This is a genomic window from Eubacterium ramulus (assembly GCF_045002895.1).
GTDB classification, from domain to species: Bacteria; Bacillota; Clostridia; order Lachnospirales; family Lachnospiraceae; genus Eubacterium_I; species Eubacterium_I ramulus.
Map to the genome: position 1 here is coordinate 2,050,175 of NZ_CP173382.1, position 25,211 is coordinate 2,075,385.

General features: G+C 47.1%; 17 protein-coding genes and 1 riboswitch. Of the genes, 1 reads left to right on the plus strand and 16 read right to left on the minus strand.

The window, feature by feature from the left end; genetic code table 11:
• Positions 1 to 45 precede the first annotated feature (45 nt).
• From ACIRUQ_RS09710 to ACIRUQ_RS09735, 6 genes are all read right to left on the minus strand, one after another.
• Positions 46 to 684 carry a MarR family winged helix-turn-helix transcriptional regulator gene (locus ACIRUQ_RS09710; RefSeq protein ID WP_021740247.1) on the minus strand — a complete coding sequence of 213 codons (639 nt, stop codon included), beginning with the start codon at positions 682 to 684 and terminating at the stop codon, positions 46 to 48.
• 234 nt (positions 685 to 918) lie between these two features.
• A complete protein-coding gene (locus tag ACIRUQ_RS09715; RefSeq protein WP_021740248.1) occupies positions 919 to 2,889 on the minus strand; it encodes a fructose-bisphosphatase class III in 1,971 nt (656 codons plus the stop codon).
• A 34-nt stretch (positions 2,890 to 2,923) separates the two neighbouring features.
• Positions 2,924 to 3,688, minus strand: coding sequence for a 4-hydroxy-tetrahydrodipicolinate reductase (gene dapB / locus ACIRUQ_RS09720; protein ID WP_021740249.1), 765 nt, complete (start codon positions 3,686 to 3,688; stop codon positions 2,924 to 2,926).
• Positions 3,689 to 3,764: 76 nt separating this feature from the next.
• A complete protein-coding gene (dapA, locus tag ACIRUQ_RS09725; RefSeq protein WP_021740250.1) occupies positions 3,765 to 4,652 on the minus strand; it encodes a 4-hydroxy-tetrahydrodipicolinate synthase in 888 nt (295 codons plus the stop codon).
• A 147-nt stretch (positions 4,653 to 4,799) separates the two neighbouring features.
• Positions 4,800 to 4,976, minus strand: a riboswitch (Lysine riboswitch).
• Between the two features lie 109 nt (positions 4,977 to 5,085).
• On the minus strand, positions 5,086 to 5,577 hold the full coding sequence (locus ACIRUQ_RS09730) for a cob(I)yrinic acid a,c-diamide adenosyltransferase (RefSeq protein ID WP_021740252.1): 492 nt from the start codon (positions 5,575 to 5,577) through the stop codon (positions 5,086 to 5,088).
• Between the two features lie 141 nt (positions 5,578 to 5,718).
• On the minus strand, positions 5,719 to 6,351 hold the full coding sequence (locus ACIRUQ_RS09735; RefSeq protein ID WP_055290253.1) for a single-stranded DNA-binding protein: 633 nt from the start codon (positions 6,349 to 6,351) through the stop codon (positions 5,719 to 5,721).
• A gap of 341 nt (positions 6,352 to 6,692) precedes the next feature.
• Between ACIRUQ_RS09735 and typA the strand changes: the two genes are divergently transcribed.
• The gene (gene typA, locus ACIRUQ_RS09740; protein ID WP_021740255.1) at positions 6,693 to 8,522 is read left to right on the plus strand and encodes a translational GTPase TypA; all 1,830 of its coding nucleotides are present in this window, start codon (positions 6,693 to 6,695) and stop codon (positions 8,520 to 8,522) included.
• Between the two features lie 168 nt (positions 8,523 to 8,690).
• Here the strand turns inward: typA and ACIRUQ_RS09745 are convergent, their stop codons facing one another.
• The 10 genes from ACIRUQ_RS09745 to ACIRUQ_RS09790 form a co-directional block, all read right to left on the minus strand.
• Positions 8,691 to 9,905, minus strand: coding sequence for an LL-diaminopimelate aminotransferase (locus ACIRUQ_RS09745; RefSeq protein WP_021740256.1), 1,215 nt, complete (start codon positions 9,903 to 9,905; stop codon positions 8,691 to 8,693).
• A gap of 233 nt (positions 9,906 to 10,138) precedes the next feature.
• Entirely contained in the window at positions 10,139 to 10,831 is a 693-nt protein-coding gene (locus tag ACIRUQ_RS09750) for an ECF transporter S component (protein ID WP_021740257.1), read from the minus strand.
• A 3-nt stretch (positions 10,832 to 10,834) separates the two neighbouring features.
• On the minus strand, positions 10,835 to 12,568 hold the full coding sequence (locus tag ACIRUQ_RS09755; RefSeq protein WP_022036215.1) for an ABC transporter ATP-binding protein: 1,734 nt from the start codon (positions 12,566 to 12,568) through the stop codon (positions 10,835 to 10,837).
• Positions 12,541 to 13,422, minus strand: coding sequence for an energy-coupling factor transporter transmembrane component T (locus tag ACIRUQ_RS09760; RefSeq protein ID WP_021740259.1), 882 nt, complete (start codon positions 13,420 to 13,422; stop codon positions 12,541 to 12,543). The genes ACIRUQ_RS09755 and ACIRUQ_RS09760 overlap by 28 nt, the downstream gene beginning before the upstream one ends.
• Entirely contained in the window at positions 13,419 to 14,063 is a 645-nt protein-coding gene (locus ACIRUQ_RS09765; protein WP_021740260.1) for a DUF4430 domain-containing protein, read from the minus strand. The genes ACIRUQ_RS09760 and ACIRUQ_RS09765 overlap by 4 nt, the downstream gene beginning before the upstream one ends.
• Before the next feature lie 15 nt (positions 14,064 to 14,078).
• Positions 14,079 to 15,464 carry a hypothetical protein gene (locus ACIRUQ_RS09770; RefSeq protein ID WP_055290254.1) on the minus strand — a complete coding sequence of 462 codons (1,386 nt, stop codon included), beginning with the start codon at positions 15,462 to 15,464 and terminating at the stop codon, positions 14,079 to 14,081.
• 104 nt (positions 15,465 to 15,568) lie between these two features.
• Positions 15,569 to 20,530 (minus strand): hypothetical protein, encoded by a 4,962-nt coding sequence (locus tag ACIRUQ_RS09775; protein WP_055290255.1) that lies wholly within the window; start codon positions 20,528 to 20,530, stop codon positions 15,569 to 15,571.
• 23 nt (positions 20,531 to 20,553) lie between these two features.
• A complete protein-coding gene (locus tag ACIRUQ_RS09780) occupies positions 20,554 to 22,968 on the minus strand; it encodes a transglutaminase family protein (RefSeq protein WP_172679887.1) in 2,415 nt (804 codons plus the stop codon).
• Positions 22,969 to 23,040: 72 nt separating this feature from the next.
• Positions 23,041 to 24,210 carry a DUF58 domain-containing protein gene (locus ACIRUQ_RS09785; protein WP_055290257.1) on the minus strand — a complete coding sequence of 390 codons (1,170 nt, stop codon included), beginning with the start codon at positions 24,208 to 24,210 and terminating at the stop codon, positions 23,041 to 23,043.
• Positions 24,211 to 24,222: 12 nt separating this feature from the next.
• Positions 24,223 to 25,158 (minus strand): MoxR family ATPase, encoded by a 936-nt coding sequence (locus ACIRUQ_RS09790; protein WP_021740265.1) that lies wholly within the window; start codon positions 25,156 to 25,158, stop codon positions 24,223 to 24,225.
• Between the last annotated feature and the right edge of the window lie 53 nt (positions 25,159 to 25,211).

Genomic DNA, 25,211 nt, shown 5'->3' on the forward strand with positions numbered 1-25,211 from the left:
TGATTTCCTTTCTGTTTACTACTACTACGCTAAGCGTTTCCAAATTCAGCTGTCTGTAAAGCGGACATTCGCACTATGATTTGCACCGGTATGCTTATCAGCTGCTTTCTTCTGGCTCTGCCGGATTTTTTCCAGTTCTTCTTTGGCCAGATCATATTGCTGGTGAATATAACTCACCAGCCGCGCCATTTCTTCTTTATCCGTTTTTTCAAATACCCGGCGGATAAATTCATTCGTAATCTCATTGGATTCATCCAGAACCTCCTGCCCGGATTTTGTAATCTCCACCAGTGTATTTCTTCGGTCTTTCTGATCCACAAAACGTCTGACATATCCTTTTTCTTCCAATGCTTTGATACTGCGTGACACTGCCGGTGGCAGCGCATGCGTATATTCCGCCAGATCAGACATCTTTACACCATGCTCGGAACTGATTTTCTTCTGCACATGGTAAATGCCGTTCATCAATACAAACTCGCCTTTGTTCAGGTGTGGAAGAATACTTCCGATATTCAGTTTTCGGAACATATGCAGTGCCTCCCACACGTTCTGCTCCATATCTTCCATCGAGTCTATGGCCTTTATCCGTTCCATATATCCGGCACAGCTGCATCTCATCTCACGCGCTGCAGAAGTATCCGCATTCTTTGTCTGTTCCTCTTTCTTATCCTTTGCATTTTCCATAACTCCCGGATAGTCCTCCTTTCCTTATGCTCCAAAACACCCCACTGTTCTTATCATTCCATATGCTCTGCAGTGAGAACGCTTTTCTCGTCCCAATATTTAACAGTGTTAACAATTAACTGTCGCTAAATATTAACACCGTTAATCATTATTGTCAACAAAAAGAGGAAGCAGCAATTCTAAAATAAATATAAAATCAGCTGATTCCTCTTTCGAATCTCATTATTCTGTTTTTCAGAACTTCTCCACCAGCATACCACTTCGATACGCCTGCAGCAGTTCTTCCAGTTCCGCAATATTCTCCCGCAATACCTTTCCGGTATCGGTATCGTTTACGGTTTTCCGTTTCACCACATTCTGTTCCATGACGATATGGGAATGGATGCAAGTCTCATTCAGCACCGTATCTTCCATAGAAGTAAATGGCTCATGTGCTGCCAATACCAGACCGTAGGAGTTGTAGATCAGCGTGTAGCCGGCGATGCCGGTCTTCGGCTGATATGCCTTGGAAAATCCACCGTCAATGACCAACAGCTTGCCGCCGCATTTTACCGGTGATTCACCTTTTTTCACAATGACCGGAATATGACCGTTAATGATATGTGCCCCCTGCACCGGAAGTCCGAATTCCTTCAGAATCTTATCTACGATCTCTTCCTTCTCAAAGAGACGGTAGTAAGCATTTTTTGGCTCTTCGTGCGTTTCCGTGGCATCAATAAAGTAACGCTCAAACGTCGCCATACGTTCTTTTCCAAACACCGGTGAATGTTTGTTTTTCCAGATAAACCACAGGATATCCTCACCTCGTTGCTTCTCCTGCGGATCAATGGAATAATATCCTTTTCTGGCATAATGCTCCAGAATATCGTACAACGCCTTTCCACTGTAAGTTTTGTCAAAAATCCTGACTTTCATAAAACTGCCATCCTCATTCAACGGCACGCATCCATGATACAGCAGGTTTCCATTATATACTTTATAGAGGCTTCCTTTTGTATACAGGAAACGGATATGACGCTGCAGACGCTCACTGCCGAGAAAGCTGTTTTTCAGTCGTTCCACTACGTCTTCCTCTTCATGAGTCAGTTTATATGGATCCTTTGGATCAATGGTCGGAAAATAGGTGTCATTCAACGGATATTCTTTGCCGCCCAGTTTGATGGTTCCCTGCTTATAATCAATCTTGTCCAGCAGCAGACGTTCCTTCATATTCCACTCCGGATGCTTCTTGATCAGCTGCCCTTCCACCTTGAACTGAATGATGGTGATGGCTTTGTGCATCATGGCATCCATCTCTGCATAATCCCTGTCGTATTCCTTATCATCATCCCGCACATGAACATTGAATGTCTTACTTGTATGTCCCTGATAGCAATCAATGGCAAGCCGCATCAGTGGGATCATATTGATCCCGTACGCATCCTCCAGAATCGCCAGGTTGCCGTAACGGGCGGAAATACGCAGCATATTGCACATACATGGTACGGAACCGGCCGCTGCTCCCATCCACAGGATATCGTGGTTTCCCCATTGGATGTCCACAGAATGATGAGTCATCAGATCATCCATGATCAGATGCGGGTATGGACCTCGGTCAAAAATATCGCCTACCACATGCAGATGATCTACGGTAAATCTGCGCACCAGATAGCAGAAATCAATGATCAGCTGTGCGGCTCTGCCGGTGTGGATGACAGAGTTGATGATTTCATTATAATACGCTTCCTGATCTGCCACATCCGGTCTTCCTGTCATCAGTTCCTCAATAATATATGCAAAATCTTTTGGCAATGATTTCCGCACTTTGGAACGGGTATACTTGGATGATGCATTTTTACATACGCGGATCAGACGGAAGATTGTCACTTTATACCAGTCTTCCAGATTTTCCCGCTGTGTCAGTTTTCCCTCAATCTGTTTGATCTTCAATTCCGGATAATAGATCAATGTCGCCAGGGTACGTTTCTCCGGAATTCCAAGAGAACTTCCGAATTCGTCTTCAATCTTGCGCTGTACGGCTCCGGAACCGTTGCACATAACATGCCGAAACTGTTCATATTCCCCGTGAACGTCTGTAATAAAATGCTCTGTGGCTTTCGGCAGACTTAAGATTGCCTTCAGATTGACGATTTCTGTCGCTGCTGCTGCAATGTTTGGATATTGTGTTGCCAGTACCTTCAAATACTTGATATCTGCATTTTCCATGCCTGGTTATCCCCCTTATTAAATCGTTCGTGTTTTAGGATGCACTCTTGATCACATCTGCCATTCCGTAAAATCCGGCCGGTTTTCCTGCCAGATATTTTGCTGCCTCAATGGCTCCCTTGCCAAAGATGGCTTTGGAATATGCAGTATGTTTGAATGTGATCACTTCATCCGTTCCTGCAAAGATTACTTCATGTTCACCGACGATATTACCGCCGCGGACCGCCTGAATGCCGATCTCATATTTGTCACGTTTCTTACGTTCCTGAGAACGGTCATATTTGTAGGAATATGCCTCATCCAGTGCTTCATTCATGGAATCAGCCAGCGCAATGGCAGTTCCGCTCGGAGCATCCAGCTTCTGATTGTGATGTTTCTCCACGATCTCCATGTCAAATCCTGCCGGAGCCAGCACCTTTGCAGCCGTCTGAAGCAATTCCATCAAAGTATTCACACCCAGAGACATATTTGCTGATTTCAATACAGCGACTTTCTCGCTGGATGTTTTTAACAGAGCGTCCTGCTCACCGGAAAGACCTGTGGTACATACAACCACCGGAATCTGACGGGATACGCAATATGCCATAAGAGCATCAATACAGCTGACATGTGAAAAATCAATAATGGCATCAGCTGCCACATCGCAGTCTCCAATATTTGCAAATACCGGATAGCCGTAATGCTGCTCCGTGTTGATGTCAATGCCTGCCACGATCTCAATCTCAGGATCTTTTTCACACAGATCACTGATCACATGACCCATATGTCCGTTGCATCCATTCATAATTACTTTTGTCATAATTTATCTTCCTCCGTAATCTTTCTATTTAATAATACCCCCGCACATCATGCGGGGGCAAGACAATTTATTGTATTTATTTTAATAAACCGTATCTGATCATTTCCTGACGGAGCATCTCCTTGTGTGCATCTTCCATCTCACACAGTGGTGCTCTCAGCGGACCTGCTTCCCAGCCAAGCATGTTCATGGCTGTTTTTACCGGAATCGGGTTTACTTCACAGAATAATGCGTTGATCAGTGGAATTGCATCCAGCTGTAATTTTGCTGCTTTCTTATAATCTCCCTCCAGAAACTCCATCACGATATCATGGGTCTGGCGCGGTGCGATATTAGATAATACAGAAATTACACCCAGACCGCCCAGTGATAACAGCGGAACTACCTGATCATCATTTCCGGAATACAGTTCCAGTTTTCCGTCACACAGGTTCATGGTTTTTGCTGCGTGAGACAGATCTCCGGTGGCATCTTTCAGACCTACAATATTATCTACATTTTTTACCAGATGTGCGATGGTCTCCGGATTCAGTCCACAGCCTGTTCTGGACGGAACATTGTACATGATCACCGGCACTTTGATAGAATTTGCAACGCTGGTATAATGTGCAATAAGACCTTTCTGTGTTGCTTTGTTATAGTAAGGTGTTACGATCAGAACAGCATCTGCACCGTCTTTGTCAGCTTCCTGAGAAAGCTCGATGGCTGTCTGCGTACTGTTAGAACCGGTTCCTGCAATGACCGGAACACGGTGTTTTGTAAACTCAATGGCTGCTTTTACAACTTTTTTATGTTCTTCTTCGGATAAAGTTGCACTCTCACCGGTTGTACCGGCAATAATAATGGCATCTGTACCGTTATCAATCTGATAATTGATGTTTCTCTCCAGCAGTTCATAGTTAACTTCTAAATTCTCTTTCATCGGTGTAACAATTGCAACACCTGCTCCTTTGAAAATTGGCATTTCAAACTCCTCCTACCTATATACTTTCAACAAACGAAACGAATTACTGCTTTTTCTGAATAGATTGACAAAAAAATGAACCAGCTCACGCGCTGGTTCCTGAAACTGATTCATGTCTTAAATACACAAACGAATTAAACGTCCTATTTCAGTGATAGCGCACCATCGTTTCCGATGACAGTTACAATGTTCTTCACATTGCCCCCAAGCAATATACAGCCGTTCCCATATATTCTTTCGGCGTGTCTTCCTTTCCTCTGCCCTCATCTGTGAATCGGAACATACGGCAGATTACTCTTAATCCACGCAACCTCTATCTGTTAATGTTTTGTTGGTGCTCAATATAACACTTTGAAACAGAATTGTCAACCTTCGGTTTGTATTTTTATACAGACTTTTCACATATTTATTATAGTTCACAGAAGGATTTCTTCTATCCTTCCTTTTTGATGCAGATTTCATACACCTCATCTGCATGAGTAATGATACCGTCGCTGATGATCTGTCCGGTCATGATCAGATCCATATCATCGGATTTCAGTTCCATCAACTGAACAATCTCCTCTTCTGACACAATCTGCTCATTCAGGAGTCCCAGTACCTCATCCAGGATCAGAATATTGCACTCCCCTGTCTGCAGTACCTTTCTGGCATAATTGATGCCGTTTTTCATATTCATCTGCTCTTCTAACTGTCCTTCATCCGGCAGTTCATTGTAATATTTCTCTGATTTCTGAAAACGAAACAGACGGATCTCCGGTTCGAGACGTCCGAGAAAGCTGATCTCATCTTCATCTTTCCGTTTTAAAAACTGAATTACAATGACGGATTCTCCCTTGCTTGCCTCATGAATGGCATATCCTAATGCCGCCGATGTCTTTCCCCTGCCGGCACCATAATATACCTGTATTTTTCCTGTACTCATAGTCTCCTCCTTTGAAGTCACATATGCTTCTTTGCAGCCTGCATATTCTGTATCGGATGCTTTATTTCTACATTTGCAGCATCAGAACGATCCTCAAACCGGATTTAAGATAGCACATTTATCCAAAAAATGCAAATATTTCTATTCGTCTTCCAACAGATCCACCTTACTCACAGATACTTCGTATGCCACCCGGTGCTCCACTTCTTCCTCACTGATCCGTTTGACATATTCCCGGCTCTGCACCCTGCCAACGATCTGAATGTGGCATCCCACTGTGAACCCGGAGGCAAACCGTGCATTTCTGCCCCAGCAGATGCATGGTATGTAATCTGACTTTCCATAAGACCGGTTCACTGCCAGCAGCACATCGGCAATCTCCCTTCCCAGAGGCGTTTTTCGGTAAATCGGTTCTTTGCAGATATAGCCATCCAGAAAGATCTGGTTTGTTTTCTCATTTTCATCTATCTCATCCAAAAACTCCAGTTCTCTGACAAACACCGACAGCACAAGACGATTTTTCTTTTCTTCATGGCGGTTATAAGACCGGAACTGTCCGCTGACCCGGATGAACTGCCCGGTGTAATCCTGTTCAGTATCGATCAGGCGTTCTGAAACCATCAGCGGGATATAATCGGAGTAATTACTCAGACGGCTCACCGCCAGTTCCACCATGTAAAAACCTTCTCCAAATACTTCATGACTGAATTGAAACGCTGAAACAATCTCACCCATCATTGTCACCTGGTTGTTTTCAAACAATTTATCTGTCATAATTGTGCTCCCTTCTTCACATGTATCTTTCTACATGTACTTCCTTGTGTTTTTAATTTATTCTTTTTTTTCGCGTTTAGAACCTGAACTTCAGCAGAAACGCTCCCCTCTGTGGTCTGGGTTTTCTGCAGCAGCTTTTGTCTTCCGGCTCCCATAATGTATCATTCAGTGAATGAATATTATAGTTATTTTTGTCGATAACATTTTTTATTCTTCCTCTTGTCAAATTCTCATTTTGTGATAAAATAAATTGGTTGCACTGATATAAAGACTACATTTTTTATCATTTCGATAGACGAAACTATAAACAACTGATTTATTCAGAAGGAAGGATACATGTAATGAAAACAAAAAGAGAGGACATTCGTAATATTGCTATCATCGCTCACGTAGACCACGGCAAAACAACACTGGTAGACGAGCTGCTGAAACAATCCGGCGTCTTCCGTCAGAATCAGGAAGTGCAGGAACGTGTCATGGATTCCAATGACATCGAGCGTGAACGAGGAATCACGATTCTGTCTAAAAATACTGCAGTATTTTACAAAGATACAAAAATCAACATCATTGATACTCCGGGTCATGCTGATTTCGGTGGAGAGGTAGAGCGTGTCCTGAAAATGGTAAATGGCGTTATCCTTGTGGTTGACGCATTTGAGGGTGCTATGCCTCAGACAAAATTTGTTCTGATGAAAGCACTGGAACTGAATCTTCCGGTTATCGTCTGCATTAACAAAATCGATCGTCCTGAGGCAAGACCGGATGAAGTCATCGACGAAGTTCTGGAACTGTTCATGGATCTGGATGCTTCCGATGAGCAGCTTGACTGCCCATTCGTTTACGCATCTGCAAAGAACGGTTATGCAACCCTGAGTCTTGACGACGAGCCGAAAGATATGATGCCGCTGTTTGAGACAATCTTAAACTACATTCCGGCTCCGGAAGGTGATCCGGATGCAAACACACAGGTTCTGATCAGTACCATCGACTACAATGAGTACGTTGGACGTATCGGTGTCGGCAAAGTCGACAACGGCTGCCTGCGTGTGAACCAGGATGCCATCATGCTGAACGCACACGATCCGGAAAAACAGAAAAAAGTCCGCATCAGCAAACTGTATGAGTTTGACGGATTAAATAAAGTAGAAGTAAAAGAAGCAAAGATCGGATCCATCGTAGCGATCTCCGGTATTGCAGATATCCATATCGGTGATACGATCTGTGATCCGGAAAATCCGGTAGCGATCCCGTTCCAGAAGATTTCCGAGCCGACCATCTCCATGAATTTCATCGTAAATGACAGCCCGCTGGCAGGTCAGGAAGGAAAATACATTACTTCCCGTCATATCCGTGACCGTCTCTTCAAAGAGCTGAACACAGATGTTTCCCTCCGTGTAGAGGAAACTGACAGTGCCGACAGCTTCAAAGTGTCCGGTCGTGGCGAGCTGCATCTGTCTGTTCTGATCGAGAACATGCGTCGTGAAGGTTATGAATTTGCAGTAAGTAAAGCAGAAGTTCTGTACCATACAGATGAGAATGGCAAAAAAACAGAGCCAATGGAACAGGCTTACATCGATGTACCGGATGAGTTCACCGGTGTTGTTATCGAGAAACTGAGCCAGCGTAAAGGTGAGCTGCAGAATATGGGAAGCATCAGCGGCGGTTATACCCGTCTGGAATTCAAAATTCCGTCCCGTGGTCTCATCGGTTACCGTGGCGATTTTATGACAGACACAAAAGGTAACGGCATCATCAACACCATCTTCTGTGGCTATGAACCATACCGTGGAGATATCCAGTATCGTAAACTTGGTTCCCTGATTGCTTTCGAGTCCGGTGAGTCCGTAGCATACGGTCTGTTCTCCGCACAGGAGCGTGGTTCCCTGTTTATCGGACCTGGTGAAAAAGTATACTCCGGCATGGTCATCGGACAGTGTTCCCGTGGTGAGGATATTGAATTAAATGTCTGCAAAAAGAAACATCTGACCAATACACGTTCCTCTTCTGCTGACGAGGCACTGACATTGACACCGCCGAGAATTCTGAGTCTGGAGCAGGCACTTGACTTCATTGATACCGATGAGCTTCTGGAAGTAACTCCGGAAAGCCTGAGAATCCGTAAGAAGATCCTTGATCCGACTTTAAGAAAACGTGCATCTTTCAAGAAATAAATGCAAGAAAACACAAGAGACAGACTAAGACGTCTTTTCTCTTGTGTTTTCTTTTGCCACGCATTAAAATGCGCATGTTCAAACCACTATTTACAATGAAAGCAAATAGATTTTCTTAATTTTAAAAAACCGTCGCACCGAAATGCGACAGTTTTTTATCATAATTTCCTATAACGCTTTGATGCGCTCCAGAGCAGCAAGTGTATTCTCATACGTTCCAAATGCTGTCAGTCTGAAGTATCCCTCTCCACTCGGTCCGAATCCGGATCCCGGTGTACCTACAACGTTTGCCTTTTCAAGCAGGTAATCGAAAAACTCCCAGGATGTCATCTGATCCGGTGTCTTTAACCAGATATATGGTGCGTTCACACCGCCAAACACCTCAAAGCCTGCGTTCTGCAGTCCGCCTTTGATGGCTGCTGCATTTTTCATATAATATGCAACCTGTTCTTTTAACTGTGCTTTGCCTGCCTCGCTGTATACAGCCTCACCGGCACGCTGTACGATGTACGGAGCTCCGTTGAATTTGGTTCCGTGACGTCTTGCCCACATCTGATGCAAGGATACCTCGCCGCATTTCAAGTCTTTCGGAACAACGGCATATCCGAGACGGACACCTGTAAATCCGGCATTTTTTGAAAAACTCTTCAGCTCGATGGCACAAGTTCTTGCGCCTTCGCACTCATAGATCGTATGAGCTACATTATCCTCGGAAATGTATGCTTCGTATGCACCGTCATAAATGATCACTGCACCGATCCGGTTGGCATAGTCAACCCACTCCTGCAGCTGGTCTTTTGTGATGGTAGTACCTGTCGGATTATTTGGCAGACACAGATAAATGATGTCCGGATCTTCCTTCGGGAACTCCGGAACGAAATTGTTCTCTTTTGTGCATGGCATGTAGATGACATTGCTCCACATCTCAGTTTTCGGATCGTAAGTACCGGTTCTGCCTGCCATAACATTGGAATCCACATAAACCGGGTAAACCGGATCACATACAGCGATGCGGTTATCTACGGAAAAAATCTCCTGGATATTTCCGGAATCACTCTTTGCTCCGTCGGATACAAAAATCTCATCTGCGCTGATGTCGCATCCTCTTGCTTTATAGTCATTGTCCGCAATGGCAGTGCGCAGGAACTCATATCCGAGATCCGGTGCATAACCGTGGAAGGTCTCTGCATTTCCCATTTCTGTAACTGCACCATGCATTGCATCGATAATTGCAGGTGCCAGTGGCTGGGTAACATCACCGATTCCAAGACGAATCAATGTTTTCTCCGGATTTGCAGCCTGGTATGCACTTACTTTTTTTGCAATCGTGCTGAACAGATAGCTGCCCGGAAGTTTCTGATAGTTGTCATTCACTTTAAACATCTTCTCAACTCCTCACTAAACAATCTCTTTAAATTTTCTTCGGATTCTGTGTAGTAACAAAAATCTAAGTCCGCTTACATAAATAAACGCATATATGTACTGCGTTTTATGTAAGCGGACTTAGTATAACATAACTGATAGAAAAAAAGCAACCGATTCCGTCACTATGTATCCAGGTAATTCCTCATACAAGCATGATCATTACCTGAATACATGTGATGGGTGAACTGTGATTAAAAAATCCCATGCTTCGTCTGCACACGATTCAGCTTCTCACCCAACGGTTTTAATCCAATCATCAAAAAGACCACATTGGATGACATATAGGCAATAATATATGGTACAGCTGTGCTCAGTGCCATCAGATACCGTTTCCAGGACCACACACCTGTCAGATCCAGCACTGTCCAGATATCCATAATACCGGAATACAGCATTCCCATCAGCATGCCCCAGATTATCAGCGGTATGCGGTTGCGCAGCACTTTTCGCATCCCCGGAAGTCCGGACAGAAATCCGATGATTCCCCATGTCAGCATCTGAAACGGAGTCCATGGCCCCTGTCCAAAGAAAATATTCGAAGTCAGTGCAGAGAGGGATCCTACCAGAAACCCACACTCCGGCCCCATAAAAATACCGGTCAGAATGATAATGGCTGACATCGGTTTGAAGCCGGGCACTACACCGAAGATCAGTCTGCTGATGACCGTGATGGTCGTCATAACTGCGATCATGACCATCCGGCGGATACTGCCTTCTTTCTTCTCATAAGTCAGATAGAAAAAGAAGCATGCCAGAAATGCGATCATCATGGACACCAGCGTATACCTCCGGTCAGAAAATAATCGCACGCCAAGAACGATCAACGCCACTATGCTGCCGATCATGATCACATCATTCCTAATTCGTCGTTTTTCACTGCTCATATGCTACCTCCGCTCCTGCATCTGTACAGAAGTATCCGTTTTTTTTCCGTTCTGCCTGCACAAAGCAATGACTTCCTCACAGGTAATGGTGTTATCAAAAGCCTTGCGGGAAATACGGTTGGCTGCCGTCGTATAATAGTTATTATTACAGAAAAATTCCTCCGGTACATCCAGAGATGTGATCTCATGATCAAAAAACAGTCCGCAGCGGTCAGAAACTTCTGCTGCAAACTCCACATCATGGGTTACCATGATAATAGTAATGCCCTGTTGTTTCAACTGTTTCAGAAGCATTCCAAGCTGCCGTTTGGACCAGGCATCAATGCCTTTCGTCGGCTCATCTAACAGAAGCAGTTTCGGCTGCAGCAGCAGAATTTTTCCAATGGCTGCTTTCTGCTGCTCGCCGCCGCTGAGATCGTACGGATGGCGGTCCAGCAGGTGTTCGATGTGCAGCGTCGCAGCAATCTCCTCTGTCTTTTGTGCCATCTGTTCTTTGCTGTATCCCATCGTTCTTCGCACTTCTGCATAATCTTCCCGCACAGTCATTTTTAAGAATACAGTCTGTGGGTTCTGTGGCAGAAATGCCAGTTTGTTCACATACAGCTCTTTTCCGGAATATTTCTGCAGACGCTTCCCAAATACTTCAATTTTGCCGCGGTACGGTTTGCAGGTTCCGGAGATGATTTTCAACAGTGTTGTCTTGCCTGCACCGTTTCCACCCAGAAGGCTGATAATCTCGCCCTGGCGTACGGACAGTGCTACCCCATCCAGCACATCCGGCAGATCCTTCGCATACCGGAAGCAGATATCCTTCATGCGCATGACAAACGGTGCATCCTCGGAAACAGTCTCATTCTTCCGTTCAAAATGGCGGATTTCATTGCGGTAATTCTTTTCCAGAAACATCCGCCCGTCACGGACAGTCAGCGGACACTCTTCCTCTTCCACATCCAGTCCATGATAAATCCGCAGGGCGCTTGGCATACCAACCAGCATCTTGTGATTTGAATTCAGTTTTTTCAGATCTTTACCGGCCTGCCGCGGCGGCTCCATCAACAAGACTCTGCCCTGGTCCATGATCAGCGCCTGATCTGCCACCGGGAAAACATCCTCCAGACGATGTTCTGTCATAATGATGGTCAGGCCAAGTTCCTTGTTGATTTTTCGCAGTGTATTGATAAAGTCAGAAGCTGCGATCGGATCCAACTGGCTTGTCGGTTCATCCAATATCAGCAGTTTTGGCTGCATGACCATGACAGCTGCAAGGTTCAGCAGCTGTTTCTGACCCCCGGAAAGTTCTGTGGTTTTTTTCCGGAACCAGTCATCAATTCCAAAAAAACATGCCATCTCTGCCACTCGACGACGAATGACCGGGGTCGGTACCCCCATATTTTCCAGCCCAAACGCAAGTTCATGCCAGACTTTATCTGTTACTGTCTGATTCTCCGGATTCTGTAAAACAAATCCAATCTCACAGGCAGCTTCCCGTTCCGTCAACGCTGCCTGTTCCACGCCGTGAAACCAGATGTTTCCGGAACGTTCTCCTGCCGGGGCAAGCTCTCGCTTCAGCAGTTTCAGCAACGTGGTCTTGCCACATCCGGATTCTCCGCAAACCACCACAAACGCTCCTTCCTGCACCTGAAAAGATACATTCTGAAGCGTCGGTTCTGGCTCAGCCGCATCCGGATTCTGCTTCGGATATGTAAAAGTCAGATTTTCGACTTTAAGTAACTCCATAACACTTTCTCCTTCAATTCCAAAATACCCGGAATACACATAAATATTAAAACACTTACATATCCGACAACAGCCAGATGGTCTGTTTTGATATCAGCTACATACGGATAATAATACATTTCAAAAGATCCTTTCAGGAAACAAAACAGTGTGATCACTGCCAGCACACCCATGATCCCCATTACAATGGCATCTCTGGTCTGAAACTTAAACAGTGTAAAACTGGTTCTTCCCGGCAGACCATATCCTCTTGCTTTCATTGAATCCGCCGTGTCAATGGAGTTTTCCATCGACCAGGCAAGCAGACTGTCAAAAACACGCATACCGCCGCCGATTTTGTCCGGAATACTGTCTGTGGCATAAAGTCCCATGGTCTTCTGAGCCTGATTGATCTTATGGATCTGCAGTTTAAACAGCGGAATAAACCGGAATACCATAGACAGGATCAGTCCCATCTTTGGAATGATTTTTCCAAACAGATACAGGAATTTGTCTGTAGTCAGAATTGTCGTATAACATTTACACCAGAGCAGCACGCCCACCAGCATACCGGCCGAAACTGTTCCATAGATCAGTGCTTCCAGCGTCACAGGATTATCATTCATAAAAAACAAAATGGTCTCACCGCTGTGAATAAATATCGGATTCATCACTGCCAGCATAAAAAACAGACAGAAGAAAAAAAACAATTCTTCTACAATTTTGCGAGGAGTATTTCGGATGCTGAACAACAGCATTCCGCCAATTATGGATGCCGCGATCACCACCGGATGCATGCTGACCATGGAAAATCCGACAGCCAGTGCATAGTACAGAAACTGTACGGCAGGATGATAACTTTCATACCCATTCATTTTGCATCCCCCTCTCCTGCTGATTCTTTCTCTGTGTCTTGTTTCTCAGAATCTGTTTTGTTTCCATTCTTTTTGTTTTTCTGATTTTTTATCTTTTCATAATAGTCGTCTCCGACATCTCTGCCAAGATCACAGGTATATACCCACTCGATCGTATCTTTGTCCTTCAGCTTATAAGCACTTGGTCCCTTCCCCGGGAAACTGCCGTTTACCTTATACATCCAGCCGGACAGTTCTCCACAGGAATAGTCCGTGACATGATTAATGCCGCGGATAAACACCGTGCTGTACTTGTTCGTGTCCGGACCGTTGTATTCCATGGAAATTTTGTTGTACTGGCAGGCGCGTTTCAAAATATCAAATGCCGTATCGCCTTTTCGCAGTACATAGGTCGTTTCCGGAAGAATGACACCATCGTTCGGAACATATTTTTCGTCCTTCAACTGTTTGTTTAGTTTTTCCCAGTTCTCAGGCTGACGCAGAGTATCACATTTGATACTGATCGTAACGGTCTCGGAATCTTCCTGAATATCCTCCATATGCGTCAGATAGTATTCGTCCACGGACTGAATTTTGGTTCCTCTTATCAGAACCAGTGCCAGTACCAGCATGATTCCGATCATTACAATATTTTTTTTCATGCCATCATCCTGTCCTTACCACTCGTCATCATCATCGTCGTCAAGCTGCGCATTCTGTGCCGACGCTTTTTTCTTTTTGCTCTCTTTTAATACCAGAACAAGGAAAATCACAACCACCACAACGATCACAACGGCAATACCAGCAGTCAGATATAAGGTTCTGTTGCTTACATCCGCCTCCACTTCCTCACTGCTGCGTGTATCTGTTGTATCTGTATCGCTCAGTGCCGGAAGCTTCTTGTCTGCTGCCGCAATGGCATCTGCAGAAACCGTCTGTGCATCTGTCATCTCGAACAGTCTCGTCTGTCCTTCCCAGAGACGGCGCACTGCCTCCAGACCGTAAAGCGTCTGATAACCGGCCATGTTATTGCCCTCAGTTTCTTTCTCATCGCTATCCAGGCTATGGATGATACCACCATCTGCCAGACAAAATGCCTGCATACCGTCGATGAGTGTTTTACCATTTTTTATAAAGGCACCATCCTGCTCCGGATCTCTGCCCCAGGATGCCAGCGCGATCATCGCCCATGCGGTACTCTCGGAAGTACGTTCATCGTAAGTCAGCATGCTTCCGTCATCTGCCTGCAGCTCGCTTAAGCGTGCAAACGCTTTCTCTGCCACCGCATCCACAGTGGATGTCTCTTCCTGCCCGGAAATGATTCCGGTATAAGTATATGTCTTGTCCTGTCCCCGATAAGGCGCCAATGCCGTCAGTACCATGGAAGTCAAATCCACATCAGAAGGGTCTGTCTTGATCAGTCCGAAACCGCCATCTGCCAGCTGTCGGGATAACAGTTCACTGATCAGTTTTTCTCTGGTCCACTCAGCGCCTTCCGGCTCCTGATAATTCTTTGCGTCAATGGTCAACAGTGCCCAGATATAACCGTTGATCCCCTGATCCCCCGGGTCTCCCCAGCAGCTGTTGCTGTTCCATACGGTATCATGAATGAGATTGATGGGATTTCCATCCGGATCCGTACCGAAATTTTCCGGATCCCCACCACATGCAATGACAGTCAGTGCCATACGGTGAATATCGGAAATCCGTAATCTCATCATACTGTCTTCTTTGTTTGCATACACCGCCTCCACTGCATCCTGCAATCTGGCCAGGTATGCTGCCCGTTGTTCTTCCGTAGCACTTCCCATGCGCGCCACATCAAACGCAAACCAGTCACTGCCGGCGCTCCCGGCCTGATCACGCAGTTCTCCTGTCAGCAGTTCCTTCTCACCTTCCGAACTGCTCTTCCATGACACGATGCCTTCCTCCATCTGCTTTACATCCGGTAACCGATCTGCGGCCCATACCTGCCGCGGCATGGCAGTCAGCCAGACTGCCACAAGGAGCAGCAGGAGAAATCCTGCGCTCCACCTGTTTTTTGCTTTGTAGCCCTTTCTCATGTCTCTCTCCTCATATGATCTCATTCTATACCTTGTATCTCATATCAGACTTACGCCGGATGCTTCTCTTATCGCTTATTATCCATCCGCCCCGGGTCTGCTGTCTAATAATGAACCTGTGTTGCTTTTCGTTTTTTTGCTGCCTCAGCCAGTGCCACCGCAAAACCGATCGTCACAATGCCGCAGGTTGTAAATACGATCACCAGTACCGACAGAAGTGTCCGGTATGTTCCATCCTTTCCGGTCGTCTTTACCGCTGTACTGTCCTCTGCTGCCCCCTCATCCAGCTGACTGGCCAGCCAGTCCGGAAGTTGCGTATCTTCCACCGGAATCTGTGTCTGATCCTGCGCCTGTGCATCATGGGCTTCTTCCGGCAGCACTCCTTCTATCGTTCCTGCCACTTCCCCGGTCATATTCTGGCCGTTCTGTGCCAGATCACTGAGTCCGAACGTATTGCCTCCGTTTCGCAGGCTCTCCAGTGTCTCCTGATTTCCTTCTCCCGTTCCCGGCCGTGCATTTGCGCCATTCTGTGTCAATGCCGCATAGGCTGCTTCCGCATGCTCCAGCACCGACAGGTTCCGGATCTGTTTCTGCTCATCCAGCGTCAGTGCATCATACGCTGCCCTTGCTTCCTGAATCTGTGAACCGCTTGCGCTGCTCACCGCTCCAATACTGTCAATGAGCCGCGTTACACGATCAATGGCCGCTTTCGAATCATAGACTCTGATCAGCATTTCCAGTACATCATAATTTGTCACCAGTTCCTGCTGTTCACCGGTCAGGGCATTGTACATGTTAATGGCTGCCATGATGGCTGTTCCACTCTCCAGTGTGATACTCTCCACTCCGCCCAGCTCATGGATCTGCTGGATTACCGGCTGTACTACCACCAGATTCTGATATCTGCGGATTGCCTGCACCAGTACGTTATAATCCGTCACCAGTTTTTTCTGTATTTCCGTCAGTGTCTCATACTGCGCCTGAACAGCAAAAATCTGTTCTTTCTTCTCCAGCGTCACTTCTCCAATTCCGGCAATGGCTGCCACGACTTTTGAAGCTTTCAGCTGGTTATAGGTCTGCTCCGCCTGTATCAGTACTTCCGGATGTGAAACAATCGTTTTTATTTTTTCCGGGAGACTGTCATAGGCATAACGTGCTTTTTCAATTGCCTCTCCGCTGTCCTCGGTTACGCTTCCGATTGCATCGATCAGTTTATCCACCTCTGCCACCAGTGCCAGATCTTCGTCTGTATAACTGTTTTCTGCTTCCAGAATCTCCCACTGTTTCTCAGCATCCAATAAGATCTGATATGCCGTTACCATATTTTTCTGTCTCTCCGTCAGACTGTCATATGCCGTTCTCGCAATCTGAATGGACATTTTGACATATGGTGTATAAATAACTTCACCGATATTCATTATATAGCTGTCCACCTGGGTTGCCGCTGCCATATCCAGCTGATGCTCATACTGCCATGCATCCGGAATCCGGTCAATCTTGCTTCTTGTCTCACTGCTGTGCCGTTCTACTTCCGCAATCGTATCTGCCAGCAGAATGTATTTCTTCGCATTGGCGATCAGAGACTGAATCTCGCTCTTTTCCTCATCCCGGTAGCTTTCCAGATCCACATAGTTTTCCAGCAGGTGGATGGCTTCCTCTTTCGCCTCCTGCAGCTTCCGCTCCTGTGCACCTGCAAGTGTCTCAATCGCTTTTAAAGCTGTCTGTGTTTCTGTTCGAATGGCATCTACTGCCTCCATATCCGCTGCCTGATGAATCCGGTCTGCTGCATCCGCCAGAATCTTCTGCACCTGTTTCCAGTTTTCTGCGGTGTAATCTGCTTCGCTGACACTGCTGTTCAGTGACGAGATAGAACCGGCCTGAAAATCTTCCAATGTCATTTCCCAGGCAAGGATGGGATAACCGTTCTGGAATCCGAGATAATCGTGGATATACTGATTGCCGTCTGCATTCAGATTGTTTAACATATCATCGCTTTTCAGTTCTTTTTCACTGACAAATTTACCGCAGGCAGAGAAATCACCGGAGCTTCCCACCAGAGTACGTCCGATATTGTCCGCACGCTTCAGTGCAAACAGAATCATCTCCTTACTTCCGGTGATCCTGCCAAACAGTGCACCCAGTGCCAGACCGGAATCCTTTGCATTGACAGTACCGGACGTATAGCACCGGTTAAATTCTGCGGTATCATTCAGCATAACTCCACAGATTCCTCCTGCATAGTAAAGTCCGGAAATATCTCCTGCATTATAGCTGGAACGACAGGATATATCCGATGTCAGAATACCACCGATCAGTCCGCCTGCCGCATGTGCAGACCAGACCGTTCCTTTATTCGTGCAAGCCTCGATCTGACAGCCGGTTCGTGCCACGCCCACAATACCTCCAGCGTAATACGTCAGACCACCCCGTCCTGCCGATACGATTTCTACTGTCGCTTCATTTGAGCAGTTGGTGATTTTTGCATTTGTACTGTATCCGACTACACCCGCCACACCGGCGTCCAGTGTACGGATCCCGGTTACCGTAATGCTGACTTTGCTGTGACAGTCTGTGATTTGTGCCTTTGCATCACTGTTCTTCCCTGCCACATAACCCGCAATTCCTGCCACATAGGTAACTCTTCCACCGAGTTTGATATTACCGGATACCGTCAGATGGCTGACAGATGCTCCGGCTCCCCGGACAGCGCCGAACAGCCCTGTAAAATCACTTTCCACATCCTGATAGAGACCGCGGATTACATGTCCCTGCCCGTCAAAGGTTCCGGAAAACGTCTTATCCGCACTCTTTCCAATCGGTGTCCAGTATTTTCCACCGAGACTGATATCGTTACAGAGCACGGCATTCAGGCTTCCTTTTCCCTGGTTGACCTGATCTGCAAACCATGCCAGCTCATCACCGCTGGTGATCTGGTAAACTCCGTTTTCATCGGCCTTCGGCTCTGTCTTTGTCACACCATCCCAGGCTCCGGTCTCCGGAATCTGGTCGATGATGGCGTCGATCTCATTTTTCGCCTGCTCCAGCAGCTTGTTCAGTTCTGCCACTGTCTGTGCTTTCTGCAGGTCACTGATAAATCCATCCCGAACCAGTTTGATCTTGTGCATCCATACCACATCGTAAGTCTCAGACGCACGGTAATCTGTCAGTACCTGTACCGCATTGGCACGGACTTCTTCCAGTTTCTTATCTGCAGTAAATGATGCAATCTCATCTTCCAATGCATCTTTTCCGTCACGCACCAGAAGCCGCACATCATCCTCAGACTCTGCTGTCTCCAGTTTTTCTTTCCATGCTGTCAGCACATTCTCCAGCTGCAGCTTCTGGTCATCTGTCAGATCCGGATTTTCTTTCACCAGACGCTTGTGATACTCTTCCAGGGCGATAATACCATTGTCAATGGCATCCGCCAGATCCGTATCCTGTCCGACCCCCGGCTTGATGGCGGTCAGTTTTTCTCTTGCCTCCTCCATCATTTGATCCAGTTCCTCTTCAGACGCTGCCGCTGACAGTTTTTCTTTGTATGTTTTGACCAGAGATTCAATCTTGACATAATTCTTGCCATATTTTTTCCGGTTGTTCTCTGTGAGCCAGCCACTCAGTTCCAACTGTGCCGCATCCATACGATCCAACAGTTCGGATGGCAGACTCTGCCATGCCAGTTTCGGATATCCTTTGTTCTCCGTATCATACGCATTGGAAGCGGTAAATGCGCTGCCGAGTTTTTCCAGCACCACTTCCCCTTTCATTTCAGCTTCTGTCACTTTCCGTGCTTCTCCGAGGATCTTCACTGCACGGTTATTAGTGGCTCCCACCACATTCGGTCCGTAACTGGAAGAACTGATGGCATATACCGTTCCATAACATCCGCTCAGCAGATAACCGATGATGCCGCCGTTTCTGGCCACACCACTGCTGATCGGCACGGAATAGGCCCGCTCAATCACCGGCATCGGAGGCAGTGCCTCCTGCTTCCAGTTCTCATATCCGGCTTCGCCCACGATACCGCCCATCTCACTTCCGGCAGTGGTTCCATAGCCACTGACCAGACCTAAGTTATAGACATCGTAAACCGCACATTCTTTTGCGGTACCATTGCTGTACATACCGGTGGTGGACACCCGTCCTGCCACACCGCCGATGATACCGTTACCCTTGACATCGCCGTAATTGGCACTCAGGTGTACTTCCGCTCCGGCTTTTACCGCTCCGGCAATACCGCCCACACAATAATATCCCTGCACATTGGCATGGTTGACACTGGTGGTTACTTCCGCATTGGCACCGGACACCAGACCCACGATACCACCTACATGGTTCTGCGCGATCACTACCGTGGTGGATATCTTTCCATAGTTTTCACACCGGGAGATCACGCCCTCGCTGATACCGGCGATACCGCCCGCATTTCGATACAGGGCATCTCCCTCCATGGTGGTTCTCGTATAGTTTACACAGTTTACGATACTTCCGTTTTTCAGATAACCGGCCACACCGCCGCTTCCGGAGTAAAACTGGTCGTTGGCCCCGTCGGTGGTATAGCTTGCATAGTTACTCATGACTTTTCCAAGCACTGTCAGGTTGCGGACACTTCCGCCGTCGATGACGCCAAACAGACCCGCATAGCGTTTTTCCGGCATATTCTCATTGATCTCCACATTCATGTACACAATTTTCTGTCCGTTTCCGTCAAAGGTTCCCTTGTACGGATGCTCCTGGCTGTCTCCGATGATCACCCATTTGTGGGAGGTATTATACTTATTCAGATAAATATAATCTTCCAGTCTCGCGTTGATCTCACCATTTCCGCTGTTGACCTGATCTGCAAACCAGGCAAGCTGCGCACCGTTATGGATCAGATAAGTACCGTCTTCATCCGTCTCCGGTACTTCCCTGCTGCTTCCGTCCCAGGGATTGGATACTCCCGCCGCCCGGACTTCCGTTTGAAACAGGGGCACAGAAGTAATGGTCATCGCCGCGATCATGATACATGCCACCAGGCACGTTCCTATTCTCTTCACTTTTGAAATCTTCTGTTTTTTCCTCATTGCTGTCTCCCGCTTCCTGTTCCCTATAAGAAATAAATATATTTCAACTGCAGTTTCTGTATCAGAGTTCCATTTGTGTAGATCCGCTTCCAAATTTTCTCCTTGAAGGCCATCATCTGCGCCTTCTGCTCCGGCGTCATCTCATTGCTGCTGTACACCGCTTCCTGACGGATATCTACAATATGATGATACTCCGCTGCGGTTTCTTCGTCAAACATCTTTGCGATCTGCTTCTCATACCGATACAGGGAAGTATTCCGGATATTCAGTCCTGCCGCCGCCAGAATATTCATCGTATATTCAAACATGGCTCTGACCGCCTCTCTGGCATTCTCATCATCAAACTTCCGTTTCAGCACCCTGCTCTTATGCCGCTGTATCAATACCCACATCAGGAATGCAATCATTACAAGAAGCAACACACAGATGCCGATCACCAGCAGAATCAGGATCACCTGTACCCAGTCAATCTTCTCATCCGGTTCTTCTTCCTCCTGTTTCTCTTCCTCCTGCTGCTCCATATCCTGTTCATCCTGGGAACTTCCGCCGGACACGCCGCTGATATTCTGATAATCCTCCGCCTTGTTCATAATATCCAGATAGGACGGTGTCGTCTCAAACGGCAGCCAGCCCACACCATCCTGATAATATTCTACCCAGGCATGTGCATGCGTATCATCCACCACATACGGTTCTCCGGCTGTCATCGCCTGTGCATCCTCCGGCGTGATCAGATATCCTTCCACATATCGTGCCGGGATTCCGTAATAACGAAACATCATGGTCGCTGCACTTGCAAAATGAACGGAATATCCTTTCTGTGAAATCTGCAGAAAATCAAAGATAAAATCATCTCCTGTCCAGCGCTCATCCAGCTGATTGCTATCCGTATAAGCCGATGTCAGAAGATACAGGATATTCTCCTTTGCCTCTGAATAGTCCACATGTTTCTCGCCCTCCGGAATCTTGGCTTCCCCGAGCAGAGAAGAAAGTGTGCGTTGGATCCGCTCCGGCATATCCAGGTAGGTGTGATATACAAATTCATTATAATAAGATTCCAGATTCTGATAATTTTTGCCTGCCTCGTCCAGTGCGTCTGCATCCAGCAATGCTGTGGTATAGACCGGATATTTTGTAATCTGTGGCAGCAGTGCCTGGTATGTATATTGCCGCTGTCCCCGCAGTCCGTCTGCTATGATGGTGCTGTCTCCGATTTTCTGTTCGCCCAGTGCTGCCTGCACACCGGAATCCGCACTGCTATCCAGCTCATACGGCACATAATAGTATCTGGAGCTGCCACCGGTGTTTTTCACGGTTATGTTATTCTTCTGCGTCCGGTCTTCCTCACTTCCAAAAATCAAGGCCGCATCTGACAATGTCTCCTGTCCGTAAAAACCGTCCCGATGAAGCCAGTAAAATAAATCCCTGCTTTTCCAGAGTTTCACCGCATCCGTATCTTTCCAACCATCCCCGGTGTAATCACTTCCGATAAAGCCTCGCAGATAATAAGATTCCGGCTGGCTCATCGTCACCGTCAGCACTGCATCCCCCTTCGGCTGAAAGGAACCCAGTCCGGAAAAACTTCCGTCCGGAAGCACTTCATTACTGCCTCCGTAGCGAAGATCCCGGATTTTTTCCACGGCTGCTGCTTTCCAATCCGACAATACCGTCCCATCCTGTGGCACCAGTTTTCCTAATGCCAGACTGCCAGCTGCCAGAACGATAACCGTCAGAACAGCCAGTCCGATAACATTCTGCAATGCCGCCAGACGCTGTCTGCCTGCGGCAATCTGTTCTCCATGCCCCCGCATCCACACAGCGATCAGACAGCACAACACCGGGACAAAACTGCGGATCTGCACCGGACCAATACCTGTCACCAGCTGCAAAACCAGCATACAGACAATCTGCATACCAAGCAGTATCCGGTTTCCACTGCGCACCAGATACCCGCCTGCCAGTGCCAGCAAAAGCATCACCCAGAGCACTGCCAGATACTGTGCAGCAGAAGTGTCCACGGTCACAGCATAGGATGAAAACAGGTACGGAAACCGATGCCCCAGCATGTCAACTGCATGATTGCAGATCTGATGGATACCACTGAGCCACATCTGATGTGCCGCCAGGGCGATCACCGCCAGGGCACCACACCAGCTCAGAATTCCAAGCCATCGTCTTCCGGCACCATTCTCTGACCATCCACCGGCTGCCAGCTGCTGAAGCAGGGCTGCAGCCAGCGCCGCCAGCAGACAGATTCCAATAGAGATATCAAGCTGCAGGGAACTCTCCAGCCAGAAAGTCATACCTGCCAGGTAGAGCCATACAAAGCAGACATCTGTCAGAAATGCCGTCAGCCGGTTTTTCCTTCCATTCTGCACCTGTACCGGGCGCAGTAAAAACGCGCCTTTCTTTTTATTACTGTTTCTGTTATTCTTCATAATCATTTATCTTTCCATGATGTCTCTTGCATCCATTGCAATTTTCCCTATCTGATTTTTTTGCATTCTTCTCTAAATTTCAAGATACGACAGTGTCTCGGGCAGATTCTCCGGTGTTCCGCCCAGAATCGCAATGCCATCCTGCTGATCATACCCGGCTGCCTCTCCGGAACAGATCACTTCCGTCAGAATACACTGACTTGCCAATCCGCCCAGGCTCGCCTGATGCGCCTGTGAAAAAATCACCATATGTGCAAATTCCAGCTGCTCCCGGCTTTCCATATAATGATCGGCAACACTCATGCCATCTCTGCCCGGTACGGCCCCCAGCAATTCCGGCAGCAGTGCGTTCAAATCTTCCTCTGTTTCCACTTCCACACACTGAAAAGTATTTTCCTCGTGATTCTGCCAGCCGATGCTGTGAATAATCTGCTGACTCAACAGTTCCTGTGAGACAGAATACAATGCCTCTGCCAGTGCATCCAGACAATCCGCATCTGCTTCCTCTGTACCATATCCGGTCTCCAACAATAAAAGAATCGTATTCTGAATTGGCAGTCCATAATCCCGCACCATGAGATTGTCAAACTTCTCCGTCAGTTTCCAGTGGATCTGACGGATCCGGTCTCCGGGCTGATATTCACGGATCGCAAACGTCTCAGATGGATCGTAGCCCGCCTTTTTCATGGAATACTCATCACTATCCATATTTGTACTCTCTCCATAAACAATCTGTGTCTCCAGAGAAAAACTCTCCGGCACCACCAGTGCAAATGCAGAAATCTCCCGGGATGGCACTGTCTTTACCGGAAACAGACCAAAAGAGTCATAACAGATCATTTTTTGAAGGGAAAGGCGTACCTTGCCCGCGTGTCGGCTCTTTAGCAGAAACTCTGTATCTGTATTGCTTCTGGACGGTGCTGCCATATGAATGGAGATCACCTCTTTCTCACCGGTCAAAAGATTCTCGCAGCTGACACGGCAAAGAATCCGGTCTGTGGGAAACAGGCTTTTATTTGTCAGCAGGATTTTCCCTGCAAATGCTGTGCCTTTCTCTCCATAAGCTGAAATTGTCAGTTCTGTTTCTAACCTTTTCGCAGCCCGGCGTACCGGAAGAGCCGCCAGCAACGGAACGATTACAGAAAGGAGCACCAGGAGATATCCTGCCATACTGTCAGTCGCCATACAAAAAATCACCGACATCAACAACCACAGTCCCCATAATACTCTGGACTTTTTCATAGTCTCCTCCTGTTACCGGCCCATATCCGGTGATTTTGTCTGTTTCATGACCTGTCTGAGAATATCATCCGCAGACAACTCAGAAACTCTTGCTTTCGGGTTCAAAATAATTCGATGGGCACACACATCGGTAAAAATCTGCTGTACATCTTCCGGAATGACATACGTTCTGCCTTCCAGATACGCATGTGCCTTTGCCATACGCACAATTGCCAGGGCACCTCGCGGACTGACTCCGAGACGGATCAGTTCATGCTCTCTGGTGGCTGTGGCCAGGGCAGTGACATATTCCAGAATGGAATCCTCCACATGGATATCACGCACTTCCTGCTGCATGGCAATGATATCTTCCCCTGAGATCACTTTGCTGATATGATCCAGCGGATTTACTTTCTGTCTGTCTCTGAGGATTTCCACCTGACTCTTGAAATCCGGATATCCCATCTGCAGACGGATCACGAATCGGTCCAGCTGAGCCTGCGGCAGCAGCTGTGTTCCCGCAGAACCAACCGGATTCTGAGTTGCAATCACTACAAACGGTTTTGGCAGCTGATGTGTCACACCATCCACGGTCACCTGTCCTTCTTCCATAACCTCCAGCAACGCCGACTGTGTCTTACTGGACGTACGGTTGATCTCATCTGCCAGCAGGAGGTTGGTCATAACTACGCCCGGTTTGTAATCAAACCCGCCGGTTGCCTTGTTATACACGGAAAATCCAACGATATCCGACGGCACAACATCCGGTGTAAACTGCATACGCTGATACTGTACCCCCATGACCACAGAGCACGTCAGTGCCAGTGTGGTCTTACCGGTTCCCGGCACATCATCCAGAAGGATATGCCCCTCTGATAAGATTGCCATCAGCACACGCTCCACAACATTTCTTTTTCCGATAATTACTTTTTCAATCTCATTTATGATCGCATCTGTACGACTGTTCATTCTGTCTGCCTCCCTTATAAACCTGTTATTCTGTCATTATTTTTACAGATGTC